Genomic DNA, 16938 nt, shown 5'->3' with positions numbered 1-16938 from the left:
GCGATCCGGCGAGCGAGTACGACACTGAGGCGTAGACGAGGTCGGTGCCCACGGCGCCAGTGGCCTCGAGGACGCGGTCGTCGATGGTGTCGACGTAGTAGGTGTCGGAGCCCGCCCCACCGGACATGGTGTCGGCGCCGCCGAGGCCGTCGAGGACGTTGGCGCCGCTGTTGCCGGTGAGGACGTTGGCCAGCGAGTTGCCGGTGACGGTGAGGTTGCCGGCCCCGGTCAGGGTCAGGTTCTCCAGGTGCGATCCGGCGAGCGAGTACGACACTGAGGCGTAGACGAGGTCGGTGCCCACGGCGGTCCTTGAACGCGGCTTCGGTGAGCTGGCCCGCGGCCAGGGTCGCAAAGACGCTGCGGGCCAATTGCACCGTATCGTGTACCGCCGCGGTCGAGGCCACGAAGTCGGTGATGTGGTCGACGTTGCCCGACCCGAGCGTGGTCTTGAACACGAAGGTGTCGGCACCGGCTCCGCCGGTCAGGACGTCGTCGCCGCCCTGGCCGTCGAGGATGTTGGCGCCGCGAGTGCCGACGAGGACGTTRGCCAGCGAGTTGCCGGTGSCGGTGAGGTTGCCGGCCCCGGTCAGGGTCAGGTTCTCCAGGTGCGATCCGGCGAGCGAGTACGACACTGAGGCGTAGACGAGGTCGGTGCCCACGGCGCCAGTGGCCTCGAGGACGCGGTCGTCGATGGTGTCGACGTAGTAGGTGTCGGAGCCCGCCCCACCGGACATTTCGGAGCCCGCCCCACCGGACATTCCTCCATCTTGGCGCGGATGCCCTTGGCGGTCTCGAGGGCGTTACCGTCCGGGGCGAGCGTCACCGAGATGCCCGCGGCCGGGCCGCCGTCGAGGCGGGGGGTGAACTTGTAGTCCGCGATCCGGCGAGCGAGTACGACACTGAGGCGTAGACGAGGTCGGTGCCCACGGCGCCAGTGGCCTCGAGGACGCGGTCGTCGATGGTGTCGACGTAGTAGGTGTCGGACCCCGCCCCGCCGGACATGGTGTCGGCGCCGCCCAGGCCATCGAGGACGTTGGCGCCGCTGTTGCCGGTGAGCACGTTGGCCAACGAGTTGCCGGTGGCGGTGAGGTTGCCGGCTCCGGTCAGGGTCAGGTTCTCCAGGTGCGCCCCCGCGAGGCTATACGAGACCGAGGCGTAGACGAGGTCGGTGCCGACGGCGCCGGTGGCCTCGATGACTTTGTCGTCGAGGTTGTCGACGTAATAGGTGTCGGACCCCGCCCCGCCGCTCATCCGGTCGGCACCGCCCAGGCCGTTGATGACGTTGTCGCCACCGTTGCCGGAGATGACGTTGGCGAGCGAGTTGCCGAGGCCGGTGAGGTTGTCGGTGCCGGCGAGCGTCAGGTTCTCGAGCTGCGACCCGCCGAGCGAGTAGGACACCGTCGCGTAGACGAGATCCGTGCCGAGGCCGGCGAACTCGATGGCGCGATCGCCGGCATCGTCGACCACGTAGAAGTCCGACCCGGCCCCGCCGGTCATCGTGTCGGCACCCAGACCGCCATTGAGGGTGTTGTCGCCGGCATTGCCGGTGAGGGTGTTGGCGAACTCGTTGCCGGTGAGGGTCAACGCCGTGCCGCCGGTGGAGGCGGACAGGGCGAGGCTCTCGATCTCCTGCCCCGCCGCCAACCGGTAGCTGACGCTGGCGATCACGCTGTCGCTGCCGCCGCCGATCGCCTCGATCACCCGGTCGCCGACGTTGTCGACGAGATAGGTGTCGTTGCCGCCCTGTCCCTTGAAGGTTTCCGCGCCGGGGGTGCCGTGGAAGGTCTCGGCGGCGGCCGTGCCGGTATAGCCGTCGATGCGCAGGGTGCCGGCGGGATTGGTCGCCGCGCCCGCGAGCGAGCCGACGTTGCCCGCCGCGTCGAGGATCGTCGCGCTCCCCAGGGTCAGCCCGGTGATCGCGAGGTCGGCGCTGCCCCCGTCGACGACGACCGTGTGGGTGAAGACCAGGTGCGAGGCGTCGGAGGCCGCGGCGTCGTAGGCCGCCACGCCGCCGTCGCTGAGCTGGAGGCGCAGGCCGCCGGTATCGGTCAGGGTGACGGGCTCGGAGAGTGCCACCGAGATGATCACGCTCTGGCCCACCGTCAGGGTGCCGGAGCCCCTGACGATCCCCGCACCGGACAGCGAGACGCCGGCGACCGTGGGGCCCTGGGTGTCCACCGTCCAGCGGGTGGACTCGGGCGTGAGGTCGGCATTGCCGGCCGCATCCACCGCCCGCACGGCAAAGCTGTGCGCGCCGTCGGCCAGCCCGGTCACCGTGTAGGGGCTCGTCGTCCTGACGTAGCCGCCGCCGTCGAGGCTGACCTCGTAGTGATCGACGGCGATATCGTCGCTGCCCGAGAAGGTGAAGGTGGCACTCGTCGCGCGGGTGACGGCGGCCGTAGCCGCCGCCGTCGAGGCTGACCTCGTAGTGATCGACGGCGATATCGTCGCTGCCCGAGAAGGTGAAGGTGGCACTCGTCGCGCGGGTGACGGCGGCCGGGCCCGAGACGAACTGCGTCTGCGGCGGCGCGATGTCGACGTTCCCGACCACGCCCGCCGAGGCCGAGGCCAGGCCGGTGTGGCCCTGGTCGTCGATGTAGGAGGCGGTCACCGCGATCGTCTGCCCCGCCGCGGTGTAGTCGGGCGTGTAGCTCGCCGACGATCCGGTCCGCAGCACCCTCGGGGCCTGCGGATCGCTCACATCGGTGAAGGTGTAGGTAATCGCCCCCGTCGCCCCATCGGCATCCGCCAGTCGCGCGACGATCGGCGTGCCCTCGCGGGCATTGCCGCCGGTCAGGCCCGTCAGGGTCAGGACCCCCGCCCGGTCGGCGTCGAGCACGTCGATGGTGAGGCTCCGGTCGTCGACGAGGCCGCTGCCGTCGGTGGCCCGCACGCCGAGCACGTGCCGGGCCGCGGTCTGCGCGTCGACGCTCTTGCCGGCGGCCAATGCGATCACGCCGGTGGCGGCATCGATCGTGAACAGGCCGGCCTGGTTCCCGCCCTGGATCGAGTAGGTCAGCACGCCGGCGCCGTCCGGGTCGGTCGCCGACAGCGTCGCCACCCTCGTCCCGGGGGCGGCGCTCTCCGACAGCGTGACGGTGCCGGGCGCAGCCAACACAGGCGCGTCCGCGACCGCGGCGATCGCCACCGTGGTCGTGCCGGTGACGGCCTTGGCCCCGCCCGAGCCCTGGAGGCTGACGTTGCCGTCGTCCAACGTCCAGTTGATCGCCACCGAGGCGGGCGGCGCGTCGGAGGTGTTGGCGTAGGTGATCGCCCGCGCCACCGCGTTGGCCAGCGCCGACGTGGCGACGTCCGCGCCGGTGAAGCTAACGACGAGGGCTCCGCCCGTGGCCGTAAAGGTGGCGAAGGCGGTCCCGTTCGCGTCGATGAGCTGGTTCTTGAAGACAGAGAAGCCGTCGGCCTTGAAACCGAACACGTCCTGCGCGTCGGCGCCCCCCTGGCGGGCGAGCGTCAGGGTCGCGCCGGCGAAGTTGCCGAGCCCGCCGTGCAGCGCGTCGAGGTCGACATCCGCAATGCGGACGTGCGGGCCGAGCCGGACCGCCGTGCCGTTCTCGGTGTACGCCACCGTCCCACCGGGGCCGCTGCCGTCCCCGAACGTGGTGTCGAGGCTGCCGTCGGCGTTGTAGCGCACCACCGCGAAGCCGCCGTCGTCGCGGTTCTTGCCGTAGCCCGTGACGACGATCTTGCCGTCCGCCTGCAGCGCGACGTCGTAGCCGTAGGCGTACGACTCGCCGTCGCCGAGCGGGGTGAGCACAATGCCGCCGGTGCCGAAGCCGGTGTCGAGGCTACCGTCGGCGTTGTAGCGCACCACCGCGAAGTCGTCGCCGTCGCCGCTGTTCTCGCTGTAGCCGGCGACGACGATCTTGCCGTCCGCCTGAACCTTCATGCTGTAGGCTTCTTCGTCCCCCTTGCCGGCACCGAACGGGGTGAGCACCTTGCCGTCGGTGCCGAAGTCGCTGTCGAAGCTACCGTCGGCATTGTAGCGCACCACCGCGAAGTCTCTGCCCACGTCGCTTTCGCTGTAGCCGGCGACGACGATCCTGCCGTCCGCCTGCACCGTGACGCTGTTGCCGATCGTGTAAGTCCGGTCGGCGCCCAAGTCGGTGATGATCTTGCCGCTGTCACCGAAGCCGGTGTCGAGGCTGCCGTCGGCGTTGTAGCGCACCACCGCGAAGTCGGAGGAGCCGTCGCCATCGCGACCATTGCCGGCCACGACGATGCGACCGTCCGCCTGTACTGTGACGCTGCGGGCGAATTCCAGATCCTCTCCAAAGCCGTCGGCTGTGAACACCTTGCCGCCGTCACCGAAATCGGTGTCGAGCGTGCCGTCGGCGTCGTAGCGCACCACCGCGAAACCCACGTCGTAGTCGGAGCCGTCGCGGGCATAACCCGCCAGGACGATCTTGCCGTCCGCCTGCACCGTGACGCCGTAAGCCTTCGCCTCTCCGCCGTCGTTCACGCCGACCGGGGTGAGCACCGTGCCGCCGATGCCGAACGTCGTGTCGAGGCTGCCATCGGCGTTGTAGCGCACCACGGCGAAGTCGGTGCTGGTCGTGCCGACGCCTTCGCCCGCGACCAGGATCTTGCCGTCCGCCTGGAGCGTGATGCCGTGGCCGTAAGCCCCGAACCCGCTGTCGAGGCCGACCGGGGTCAGCACCTCACTGCCGTCGCCGAAGCCGGTGTCGAGGCTGCCGTCGGTGTTGTAGCGCACCACCGCGAACACGTTGGTGCCGGTGCTGCTCTCAACGTAGCCCGCGACGACGATCTTGCCGTCCGCCTGCACCCTGACGCCGGTGGCCGTGGCGGACGACGAGTCGGGGCCGACTGGCGTGATCACCGAACCGGAGCCCGCGCCATAGAACGTCGGCGCGTCGTTCACCGCCGCGAGGGTGGTGCTCAAGGTGGCGAGGATCGAGTCTCCGCTGCCATCCTCCCTGAAACCGCCCTCCCTGAAGCCGCCGCCCTGCTTGAAGTTCTCGGCAACCGTATAGCTGATCGTGACCGGGCCGTTGTAGTCCTTCGTCGGCACGATCGTGTAGACGCCCTCTTCGGACTCGATGACCCGGCCGTGATCGACGCGCAGGTTGCGGACCGTGAGTGCAGCGCCTTCGGGGTCGGAATAGCCCTGGAGCAGTTGCTCGGCCGTCACCGTGAAGACGGTGTCTTCCGTGCCGGGTTCTAGGGTCGCCGGCGTGCCGGTGCGACGTGGGGCGTCGTTCACCGCGGCGAACGAGAAGGCGCGATCGGCGGTGGCGGTGTTGAGACCGTCGCCGACCTGGTAGCTCAACGTTACCGGGCCGTTGGCGTCCGCTGCCGGCGTGATGGTGTAGGAGCCGTCGCCGTTGGCCGTGACCGAGCCGCTGGAGGCGGTGAGCCCGGTGACGGTCAAGGTGGTGGCGCTGGCGTCGGTCCATCCCTCGAGGAGCTGGGCCTTGGTTACGGTGTAGGCGGTGTCCTCGGTGCCGTCGGCGAGCGCGGTCTGGGTGCCGGTCAGGGCCGGCGCGGTGGCGTCGATGGCCCGGCCGGTGGCGGCGCCGGAGGTCGAGGCGGTGACGCTGGCCGTGTCGAAGGCCAACGTATCGGTCGAGGTGTTGAGCACCACCGAGACGCTGTTGGAGCTGGAACCGGAGTTGGCGGCCACGATGTCGAGCTTGCCGTCGCCGTTCACGTCGGCGACCGCCACGCTGGTCGGAAAGGACCCGACCGCGACCTCGGTCCCGCCGCTGAAGGCGCCGGCCCCGTCGCCCAGGCGCACCGAGACGGTGCCTGAGCCGTTGTTGGCGGTCAGGATGTCGAGCTTGCCGTCGCCGTTCACGTCGGCGACCGCCACGCTGGTCGGAGCGGACCCGACCGAAACGTCGGTTTCGCCGCTGAAGGTACCGGTCCCATCGCCCAGGCGCACCGAGACGGTGTCTGAGCCTTGGTTGGCGGTCAGGATGTCGAGCTTGCCGTCGCCGTTCACGTCGGCGACCGCCACGCTGACTGGACCGGAACCGACCAAGACGTTGCTCCCGCCGCTGAAGGTGCCGGCCTCGTCGCCCAGGCGCACCGACACGGAGTTCGAGCCGGCGTTGGCGGCCAGGATGTCGAGCTTGCCGTCGCCGTTCACGTCGGCGACCGTCACGCTGGTCGGACGGGACCCGACCAAGACGGTGGTGCCGCCGCTGAAGTTGCCGTCCCCGTCGCCCAGGCGCACCGAGATGCTGTTGGAACTGAAGTTGGCGGCCAGGATGTCGAGCTTGCCGTCGCCGTTCACGTCGGCGACCGTGACGCTGTACGGATTGGGCCCCACCATGACATCGGTCGTGCCGCTGAAGGTGCCCGTTCCGTCGCCCAGGCGCACCGAGACGGTGTTGGTGCTGTTGTTGGCGGTCAGGATGTCGAGCTTGCCGTCGGCGTTCACGTCGGCGACCGTCACGCTGATCGGACCGGACCCGACCGGGACGTCGGTTACGCCGCTGAAGGTGCCCTTTCCGTCGCCCAGGCGCACCGAGACGCTGTTGGAGCCGTAGTTGGCGGCCAGGATGTCGAGATGGCCGTCGCCGTTCACGTCCGCGACCGTCACGCTGTTCGGATCGCTGCCGACGGACACGTCCGCCGCCGTCCCGAGCCCGAACGTGCCGGCCTTGTCCAGCGATCCGCCGTCGGGGGACAGGCCGGTGACGGTGAGGTCCGTCGTGTCCTGGCCTGAGGCCACCGTGTAGATAAAGGTGGCGCGTCCGTCGTCGTCGAGGCCGGCGTAGCTCGCGCTGCCCCCATTGTCGAGCGTCAGCACCGGCGTGCCGACCACGTCGATCGCGGACTCGGTGGACAGCGTGAAGGTGACGGTGTCGCCCTCCTTCAGCGTACCCTCATGGCTCGGCGTCGCGGTGATGGTGGTCGCTTCGTTTAGGTCGGTCACGGTGATCGTCAGGTCCTTGCCCTTGCTCGCGCTGGGCAGGCCGGCCACGTCGGTGGCGACGACCGTGAGCCTGTGGCTCGTCGCGGTCTCGTGGTCGAGGTGCTTGCCCGCGGCGAGCGTGACCGCGCCGGTCACGGCGTCGATCGCGAAAAGCCCGTCGTCGTTGCCGCTGGTGATGGCGTAGCGCAGGTCCGAGGTCGCGTCGTCCACGTCGGTGGCGGAGAGCGTGGCGATCACCGTGCCGGGCGCCGCGTTCTCGGCGATCGCGACCGCCGCGGGTCGCACCAGAACCGGTGCGTCGTTCTCGGCCACCAGCGTGGTGCTCAGGCTCGCCGGGATCGACACGGTGCCGTCACCGACCGAATAGCTGATCGTGATCGGCCCGTTGTAGTTATCTGCCGGCGTCACCGTGTAGCCACCCTCGCCGTTGCTCACGATCGTGCCGTTGCTGACCGTGAGGTTCGAGACCACCGGCGTCGTGCCGTCGGGGTCCGAAAAGCCCTGGAGCAGCTGGGCGGTCGTCACCGTGAAGGCGGTGTCCTCCGTGCCGACGTCGAGCGTCGCCTGCGTGCCGGTGAGCACCGGCGCATCGTTGACGGCTTCGAGCGTCTTGGTCAGGCTGGCGGCGGTGGACAGCGTGCCGTCGCCGACGCGGTAGCCGATGACGAGCGGGCCGTTATAGTCGGCCGTGGGCGTGATCGTGTAGCCGCTGGCGCTGTCGCCGGTGATCGTGCCGTGATCGACCGTGACGCCGCTGAGCACGAGCGTCGTCCCCTCGGGATCGGAAAAGCCCTGGAGCAGTTCGGCCGCGGACACCGTGAAGCCGGTGTCCTCCGTGCCCGCCGCGAGCACGGCCTGGGTGCCGGTTAACGAGGGCGCGTCGTTGACCGCCGTGATGGTGACGGTGGTGGTGCCGGTGGTGGACTTGGCGTCTGGGCCGCCGTCCGAGAAAGTCCAGCCGAGCGCCATCGAGCCGGGCGGTGTGTCGGAGGTGTTGGCGTAGGTGACCGCGCGGGCGACCGCGTCGGCCAGCGCCGCCGTGGCGACGTTCGTGCCGATGAAGGTGACGACGAGGGTGCCGCCCGTGGTCGTGAAGGTGGCGAAGGCCGTCCCGTTCGTGTCGACGAGGCTGTTGCCGGAGATCGAAAACCCGGTGGGCGCGAACCCGAACGCATCCTGCGCATTGGCGCCGCCCTGGCGGGCCAGCGTCAGCGTCGCGCCGGCATAGTCGCCGAGACCGCCGTGCAGCGCGTCGAGGTCGACGTCGGAGAGCGTAACGTCGGTGTCGAGCCGCACCACCGCGCCGTTCTCGGTGAACGCCGCCGTACCGCCGAGCGAACTCGGCGCGTTGAACGTGGTGTCGAGGCTGCCCTCGCTGTTGTAGCGCACCACCGCGAAGTCGTTTCCGGTGCCGTTGCCGGTGTTGCCGCTGTAGCCCGCGAGGACGATCTTGCCGTCCGCCTGCACCGTGACGCCGTAGGCGATGTCGGTCGAGGTGCCGGGGCCGACCGGGGTGACAACCTTGCCGCCGGTGCCGAACGTCGTGTCCAGACTGCCGTTCACGTCGTATCGCGCCACGGTGAAGTCGGAGAGGCTACTGTTTGAATAACCCGCGACGACGATCTTTCCGTCCTGTTGAAGCGCAGCGCTAGACGGAACACCTCCGGCCGAAGACAGCTTGCCGCCTGTGCCGAAGCCGTTATCCAGAATGCCATCGGCGTCGTACCGCACCGCATAGGTGCCAGTGTTCGTAGAACTTTGACCGATAACGACGATCTTGCCGTCCGCCTGAACCAGGACGCTCTGGCCGATATTGAAATTTGGATCGCTGACGGTGATCTGGCCTGTTCTGTTGGCGCCGAAGCCGGTGTCGAGCGTGCCATCGGTGTTGTAGCGTAATACCGCGAAGTTTCTGTTGTTGCCGGTGGTGCCCGCAGCGACGATCTTTCCGTCCGCCTGGACCGTGACGCTATAGGCGATATCGCTGGTCCCGCCGAACGGGGTCCGTACTTTGCCGGTGCCGTTGAAGCTGGTGTCGAAGCTGCCGTTACTGTTGTAGCGCACCACCGCAAATTCGGTGAGGCCGGTGGCCGCGATGCTGCTGCCCGCGACGACGATCCTGCCGTCCCCTTGCACGAAGACGCTGCGTCCGATGTCGCTGCTCGTGCCGACCGGGGTGAGGATCTTGCCGCCGGTGCCGAACGAGGCGTCGAGGTTGCCGTCCGGGGTGTAGCGCACCACCGCGAAGTCGTTGCTGGCGTCGGCAGCGATGCCTTGCCCCGCGACGACGATTCTGCCGTCGGCCTGCACGAAGACGCTGCGTCCGATGTCACTGCCCGTGCCGACCGGAGTGAGGATCTTGCCGCCGGTGCCGAACGTGGTGTCGAGGCTGCCGTTCCTGTCGTAGCGCACCACCGCGAAGTCATTGGTACCACTGGGACCGACGCCTTGGCCCGCGACGACGATCTTGCCGTCCGCCTGCACGACGACGCTGCGGCCCATGTCGCTGCCCGAGCCGGCGCCGACCGGGGTGAGCACCTTGCCGGTGCCGACTCCGTTGAAGGACGGGGCGTCGTTGACGGCGGCGAGCGTCGTGCTCAATGTTGCCGGGATCGACGCGGTGCCGTCGCCGACCCAGTAGCTGATCGTGAGCGGCCCGTTGTAGTCCGCGGCCGGCGTCACGGTGTAGCCGCCCGACCCGTCGGCGACGATGGCGCCGTGGTCGACGCTGAGGTTCGAGACCACGGGCGTCGTGCCGTCGGGGTCCGAAAAGCCCTGGAGCAGCTGGGCGGTCGTCACGGTGAAGGCGGTGTCCTCCGTGCCGGTCGCCAGCGTCGCCTGCGTGCCGGTGAGGCGCGGGGCGTCGTTCACGGCGGCGAGCGTGGTGCTCAGGGTCGCGGGGGTCGACATCGTGCCGTCGCCGACGTTGTAGCCGATCGTGATCGGGCCATTGTAGTTCGCGGCCGGGGTGATCGTGTAGCCGCCCGCGCCGTTGTCGGCGATCGTGCCGTGGTCGACGCTGAGGTTCGAGACCACGGGCGTCGTGCCGTCGGGATCGGTGAAGCCCTGGAGGAGTTGCGCGGTCGTCACCGTGAAGGCGGTGTCTTCCGTACCGGCTGCGAGGGTCGCCTGGGTGCCGGTGAGAACCGGCGCGTCGTTCACCGCCGTGATCGCGACGGTGGTGGTGCCGGTGGTGGTCCTGGCGTCGGCGCCGCCGTCCGAGAAGGTCCAGGCGACCGGGACCGAGGCGGGGGGCGCGTCGGAGGTGTTGGCGTAGGTGACGGCGCGGGCGACCGCGTCGGCCAGCGCCGAGGTGGCGACGTTCGCGCCGATGAAGGTCACGAAGAGCGTCCCGCCCGTGGTCGTGAAGCTGGCGAAGGCCGCGCCGTTCGCGTCGAGCAGGCTGTTGCCGGAGACGGTGAAGCCGGTCGGTGCAAAGCCGAACCCGTCCTGCGCGCTGGCGCCGCCGGAGCGGGCGAGCGTCAGCGTGGCGCCGGCATAGTCGCCGAGCCCGCCGTTGAGCCCGTCGAGTTCGACATCGGAGATCGCGACGTCGGTGTCGAGAACGACCGCGGCGCCGTTCTCGGTGAACGCTGCCGTGCCGCCGAGCGTGCTCGGCGCATTGAACGTGGTGTCGAGGCTGCCGTCGGCGTTGTAGCGCACCACCGCGAAATCGTTACCGCTGCCGCTGCCGAAGCCGTAGCCCGCGACGACGATCTTGCCGTCGGCCTGTACCGTGACGCTGTAGCCGATGTCGCCCGACGTGCCGGCGCCGACCGGGGTGAGCACTTTGCCGCCGGCGCCGAAGCTGGTGTCGAGGCTACCGTCGGAGTTGTAGCGCACCACCGCGAAGTCGGTGCCGCTGCCGCTGCCGATGCCGTAACCCGCGACGACGATCTTGCCGTCCGCCTGCACCGTGACGCTGTTGCCGATGTCGGTCGAGGTTCCGGCGCCGACCGGGGTGAGCACTTTGCCGCCGACGCCGAAGCCGGTGTCGAGGCCGCCGTCGGCGTTGTAGCGCACCACCGCGAAGTCGTTATTGCCGCCGCTGCCGATGCCGTAGCCCGCGACGACGATCTTGCCGTCCGCCTGCACCGTGACGCTGTTGCCGATGTCGCTCGACGTGCCGGTGCCGACCGGGGTGAGCACCTTGCCGCCGACGCCGAAGCCGGTGTCGAGGCCGCCGTCGGCGTTGTAGCGCACCACCGCGAAGTCGTTGCCGGTTCCGCTGCCGGCGCCTTGACCCGCGACGACGATCTTGCCGTCCGCCTGCACCGTGACGCTGTTACCGAAGTCGCCCGACGTGCCGGTGCCGACCGGGGTGAGCACCTTGCCGGTGCCGTTGAAGCCGGTGTCGAGGCCGCCGTCAGCGTTGTAGCGCACCACCGCGAAGTCGGTGCCGCTGCCGCTGCCGATGCCGTAGCCGACGACGACGATCTTGCCGTCCGCCTGCACCGTGACGCTGTAGCCGACGTCGCCCGACGTGCCGACCGGGGTGAGCACCTTGCCGCCAGCGCCGAAGCCGGTGTCGAGGCTGCCGTCGGCGTTGTAGCGCACCACCGCGAAGTCGGTGCCGGCTCCGCTGCCGTTGCCGTAGCCCGCGACGACAATCTTGCCGTCGGCCTGTACCGTGACGCTGTAGCCGACGTCGACCGACGTGCCGACCGGGGTGAGCACCTTGCCGCCAGCGCCGAAGCCGGTGTCGAGGCTGCCGTCGGCGTTGTAGCGCACCACCGCGAAATCGCTATCGCTGCCGCTGCCGGCGCCTTGACCCGCGACGACGATCTTGCCGTCCGCTTGCACCGTGACGCTGCGGCCGATGTCGCCCGACGTGCCGGCGCCGACCGGGGTGAGCACCTTGCCGGTGCCAGTGCCACTGAACGACGGCGCGTTATTGACGGACTGCGACATGACATGGCCCCCGGCCCCGACAATCGTCCCCGTTTGACCGAGGGCCGTCGCCGGTCGTTGTTGTTTGCGATGGTTCGCGCGCCACACCACGACCGTGAGAGACTGTCCGTCTCGCGGTTGTGCGGGCGTGTTATGTCAGTTGCATAGAGGGCCGGCGCGGCCGCCGCATCATCCATATGGATAAAATAACGTGTTATTTACCAGTCAACTATCGGCCATGATTGAGTGTGGCCGATTTACGGCAGTATCTCCGTACTAGAAGAAAATAAACGCCCGCTTTTGCAATAACAAACATTTTACTTAAGTAGCAAATAATTTATCTGTATTGGAGCACTTAATGTTCGTTGTAGTACCGCCAGATTCAACACCAATGCGATAATTTTGATCTGATTGCAGATAATGGCCTTGCTAAAGATCGATACCAGTTAATTGCGGACCGTGGCGAGGCTCACGCCATGCGTTGCAGCGGCTTTGGACGGGCTCGTGCCGCCTGTGAGCAAGCCGATCAATTGAGCATCAGCCGGGGTGAGGTCGTGGACCTGTTCCAAAGATACCCCGGACCGAGTCAATCCATCGTGGGGCGTCGTCGCCTCGTCTTGCTTCCAACGTCCACCTCCTCCCCTCCTAGGTCAGGCCACTTGCATATTGCCATGTCCAGGAAACGACTGCCTTCCCGACGCGTGCTGCTGCATATGGTATGATCCAAGAAGGGTGGGGAGTAGACCCTGACCCTTCGGACAGAAGCGGACGTTCCACCTCCGACTCAACTCGGTCATTCGAACCGGGCACCATGCTTTCCGACCGAGAGGACGCCGGTCGGCCGGAGAGGAGCTCGTCTTAACAACTGCTTCGGCCCGCCGGCGATGAAATCAAGGGCGGTACAGATCTAAACCAACTGCAACCATTCAGTCGTTTATAGAGCCGTACCAATCCCGCATTCGGCCGGGGTGTAAAACTTGAGCCGCCGAGGCTGCGTCGGCTCGAAGAGTCGCCCGAAACTGACCCGGCGATTGTCCATAAATTTCCTTGAATGCACGTGAGCCGTAGCTCCTACTTGAGAAGCCGATCTTATCCGCGAAGACCCCGATCGACGTTGCTTTGTCCTGTTGGGATATCAGTAGTCGCAGACGAGCGGCACGCCGACGCTTGACGACCGTTTCGACGCCGCCGACGGCTTGCATCGCACGATACAAAGAAGATCGGGAAACACCGATGCTACGGGCGACAGCGTCGGAGCTCAAATCTGCCGCCAGGTTGTTGTCGATAAAGATTTCCGCCCTGAGGCGCCGCGATAACTCCAAATTGTTTTCCCCGACAGCGTCACTGTAGGCCGCATCGGATCTTCCCTTGATCTGGCCGAGCATACTGGTGATGAAGTGACCAACCCCGGCGGCCGAGGTCTCCGGGAAACTCGATGCACAGCGGATGAAAGAAAGCACGGCTTGGCCGAGCGAGCCAGTCTCACCCCTGGGAAGGATGCTTCCATGCAGATGGCGCACGTCCGGCGCGACCGCCTCGACTTGATCGCGGGCCAAGATGACCGTGACGAGATCGCCGTCGTCCACGATCGACCGCATCGGTTGAGTCGCATCGAAGAGAACAGCGTCACCCGGGACAAGATGATGCTCCTCCCCCGGCCGACCGCTCACGACCCGGCCGGATCGTAAGACTTGGAGAAAGTAGTGCTCGAAACCGTCGCGTTTAATATGCGTGGGATCCCGCCTATGGTCGGCGCCGATAAGTTGCCGATCGTACAGCGTCAGGCGGCCAAAATGTTGCGCGGCGATGGTTGCTTCGAATGTGTCGCCGATGAGAAATGTCGCCGCCCCGCTCGATCGAATCATATCGTGATAGAAGCCGAAACTGTCCGCCGACACCCTGCTCAGATGCGTCTGCTGGGGGTTCTTAGCCCGTAGAATGCCAGAACTTGTCATGCTCTCGTCGACAAAGGCGGTAGAACGCGTCCATCGCTTAGCAGGACAGCCGGGCTGCGGCCAAGCCACAGAGCGGCGATCGGCGCTCATGCCGCGCTGATCCTGACGTCCATAGGTCGATCCCGATATTGCCCTTTGGACGTCGGCAACGAGTCCCGGGAAGGTCCGCTCCCCACCCAAGGGGACATTAGGTGATCCTCCACCAAGCTGCCGTGAAGCGAATCTTCCGAGGGCCTATGGAGGGTCGATAGCAACCTAAACGATATGTCGGATAACCGACCGTTTACCTGACGCCAGTCAGTGTGGACCCGGGGTCCGAGAAGAGTGGTCAGCGGTCTTCGACGTGGGGCCCATGAACGGACGTTTCGCCTGCAACCGGAGGCCGTCACCCCATCTGGTTTCTGGCAGCATGCTTCAAAGCCGACATCGGTCCATGGCCACGTCAGTGCTGAGGCAGGCGGGCATGCAACAACAGTCTACCAAACGATGCGATGAGACGCAGCGTCAAAGGATTCGGTCAGGTAGGTAGCGTCCGCCCCTGTGCGACGGGTCGAAATTGTTCTAGTGCCCCTCAAACTTTTATAAACGGGGGCAAAGCACAATGAGCAAATTGAAGCCAAGCTATTTCAACGAAGCTTATGCTCTCACTGGAACAGCTCTCAATTTAATCGACATCATTCCTGGAGTTGAGATCCCACCAGGGATTCTCGATGTTTTCAACGTTCTTAACGACGATCCGACTTTGGATTTGCTCAATGAAATGGGTGAAAAGCTGGATGCAATCTATGAGCAAGGCGAAAAAATACTCGGCGAGCTTGATGAGGGACAACGCCTGACCCACGAAACCATACTACTAAATATCCGCAGTTCTGCGAAGAATGCCCAGGAGCAGTTGAAGATCTACACCGATGCTGGCGGCGGCTCGGATGCAAGGTCCGAAGCGCTCAGGAATTCAGCTAAAGCGCTAGGCGATGCGCAGGAATACGCCCAAAGCAACCTTGCGGACGCGGCGCTTGCCATTCCGGCGCTGTTGTCGGCCATCGCAGCCCGGGTGAACGTCATTCAGGAGATCGGCGACGGGGCGACATCGGGCGAGTTCAAGGGCGAAGTCATAGGAAACTCCGGAACGGGACTCGCAGGCGCCATCAGGACGCTGGAAAAGTCAGTCCAGACTTACAAAGAGCAGCTTCCCGACCTAATTAAATATCAGGCCGATGTTACTTTCGACGTTGATGGAATTAATCCGAGTTACCTTATCCAGTTATACATTGTGGATGGACCTGAAAAAAGACACATCGGTAACGATGTTGTGTATGCCGATGCGACAAAGTACCCAGACGCTGATGTGAGTGCTCTGGCGGGCTATATCAATTTCGAAAGCGGAAATTACACTGACTTTAATCAAGAAGGAAATACAACTTACGTTACAAGGTCAGGAATGGATGTAACAGATATTACCGGACTGACGAATTTTGTGCGTAAGTACGATCATATTGGTGATCAGAGTATTCTAGAAACAACGAAAGAATATTTACAGTACTATATCTATCCCGAGGCTCATCAGATGGAACTGGAAGCTGCCGTCGACGCGCTGAAGCAACTTGTCAGTGGCCAGCATGTGAAGGATGCCGATGGAACGAAGGATAGTACCATCCAGGCGCTTTCGAACATCCCCGACACCTTTGAGAAATGGCCAGGCTTCACCGCGCCTCACACGCTAGAGGGCCGAGCTGGAAACGATACCGTCATCGGCAGCGGCGGCAACGACGCCCTTCGCGGCGGCGGTGGTTCGGTTGATTATTCCATCTACGGCGCAGTTGGCGACGGCAACGATCACCTTCACGGTAAGGGCGGCGACGACATCATAATCGCCGGCACCGGCAACGACTGGCTCGACGGCGGCGAGGGCAACGACCGCATGGACGGCGGGGCGGGCATCGACATGGCGAGCTACGCGTCGGCAACAGCCGGCGTGACTGTCTCCCTCGATCTGCAGGACTGGCAGGAGACGGGCTTCGGCAAGGATCGCCTTCTCAGCATCGAGAACCTTGAAGGCAGCAACTTCGGCGACAAACTCACGGGAAGCGTCGCGAACAACACGATCTACGGCTTGGCCGGCAATGACACCATCGACGGCCACCAGGGCGCAGATCGGATGTATGGCGGCGCTGGCAACGACACCTACTTCGTCGATCAATCCGGCGATCTTGTCTTTGAGGCGGCTAATGCCGGAATCGACACCATCCGCTCCTCCGTCAGCTTCATATTGGCGGCCAACGTCGAGAACCTGACGCTTACCGGCACGGCCGCCAACAGCGGCACCGGCAACTCGCTCGCCAACGTCATCAATGGCAACGCTGGCGCCAACGTCCTCAACGGGATGGGTGGTGTCGATACAATGTCCGGCGGGGCGGGCTCGGACACCTACTACGTCGACAACGTCGGCGCCTGGCAACGCTGGCGCCAACGTCCTCAACGGGATGGGTGGTGTCGATACAATGTCCGGCGGGGCGGGCTCGGACACCTACTACGTCGACAACGTCGGCGACAAAGCCGTCGAGGTCACCGGCGCTGTCGGCACCGATCTCGTCTACGCCTCGGTGTCGTACTCGCTGGGTGGCTCGGATCTGGAGAGCCTGATCCTGACCGGCACCGGCAATCTCAATGGGACCGGCAACTCCATCGCCAACACCCTCACCGGCAACGTACTCGCTGGGTGGCTCGGATCTGGAGAGCCTGATCCTGACCGGCACCGGCAATCTCAATGGGACCGGCAACTCCATCGCCAACACCCTCACCGGCAACGGCGGCGCCAACGTCCTCAACGGGCTCGGCGGAGCCGACATTATGATCGGCGGGGCGGGGTCCGACACCTACTACGTCGACAATGCCGGCGACCGTGCCATCGAGGCCGACAGCGCGATCGGCACCGATCACGTCTACGCCTCGGTATCGTACTCGCTCGCCGGATCGCATCTGGAGAACCTGACGCTCACCGGCACCGGTAGCCTCAGTGGGACCGGCAACTCGCTCGCCAACGTCATCAACGGCAACGCTGGCGCCAACGTCCTCAACGGGATGGGTGGTGTCGATACAATGTCCGGCGGGGCGGGCTCGGACACCTACTACGTCGACAACGTCGGCGACTACTACGTCGACAACGTCGGCGAC

3 protein-coding genes and 5 pseudogenes are annotated in these 16938 nt (G+C 66.0%); 3 read left to right on the top strand and 5 right to left on the bottom strand.

The window, feature by feature from the left end; all coding sequences use genetic code 11:
- The 5 genes and pseudogenes from ASG40_RS22185 to ASG40_RS20490 form a co-directional block, all read right to left on the bottom strand.
- A pseudogene (locus ASG40_RS22185) lies at nucleotides 1–301 on the bottom strand (calcium-binding protein); the annotation flags it as partial.
- 169 nt (nucleotides 302–470) lie between these two features.
- A pseudogene (locus ASG40_RS22565) lies at nucleotides 471–734 on the bottom strand (calcium-binding protein); the annotation flags it as partial.
- A gap of 85 nt (nucleotides 735–819) precedes the next feature.
- Nucleotides 820–1668, bottom strand: a complete 849-nt coding sequence (locus ASG40_RS22560; protein ID WP_443136607.1) for a calcium-binding protein — start codon at nucleotides 1666–1668, stop codon at nucleotides 820–822.
- Between the two features lie 1180 nt (nucleotides 1669–2848).
- Nucleotides 2849–11833: pseudogene (locus tag ASG40_RS22175) on the bottom strand (cadherin-like domain-containing protein); the annotation flags it as partial.
- Between the two features lie 905 nt (nucleotides 11834–12738).
- The gene (locus ASG40_RS20490) at nucleotides 12739–13857 is read right to left on the bottom strand and encodes a helix-turn-helix domain-containing protein (protein ID WP_082524016.1); all 1119 of its coding nucleotides are present in this window, start codon (nucleotides 13855–13857) and stop codon (nucleotides 12739–12741) included.
- A gap of 511 nt (nucleotides 13858–14368) precedes the next feature.
- Between ASG40_RS20490 and ASG40_RS21200 the strand changes: the two are divergent.
- The 3 genes and pseudogenes from ASG40_RS21200 to ASG40_RS11005 all read left to right on the top strand — a co-directional run.
- Nucleotides 14369–16180: pseudogene (locus ASG40_RS21200) on the top strand (calcium-binding protein); the annotation flags it as partial.
- Nucleotides 16116–16259: pseudogene (locus tag ASG40_RS22555) on the top strand (hypothetical protein); the annotation flags it as partial. The pseudogenes ASG40_RS21200 and ASG40_RS22555, both read left to right, overlap by 65 nt.
- A 172-nt stretch (nucleotides 16260–16431) precedes the next feature.
- Nucleotides 16432–16938 (top strand): calcium-binding protein (locus ASG40_RS11005; protein WP_443136606.1); only part of this gene is annotated, 507 nt, incomplete at its 3' end.

This window comes from Methylobacterium sp. Leaf399, assembly GCF_001424525.1.
Taxonomy (GTDB): domain Bacteria; phylum Pseudomonadota; class Alphaproteobacteria; order Rhizobiales; family Beijerinckiaceae; genus Methylobacterium.
This window is presented reverse-complemented; position numbering and strand designations above follow the sequence as displayed.

What these genes read in the sequence shown, in the direction of transcription:
- ASG40_RS20490 (WP_082524016.1), bottom strand. Translation starts at nt 13,857, where the DNA reads ATGAGCGCCGATCGCCGCTCTGTGGCTTGGCCGCAGCCCGGCTGTCCT.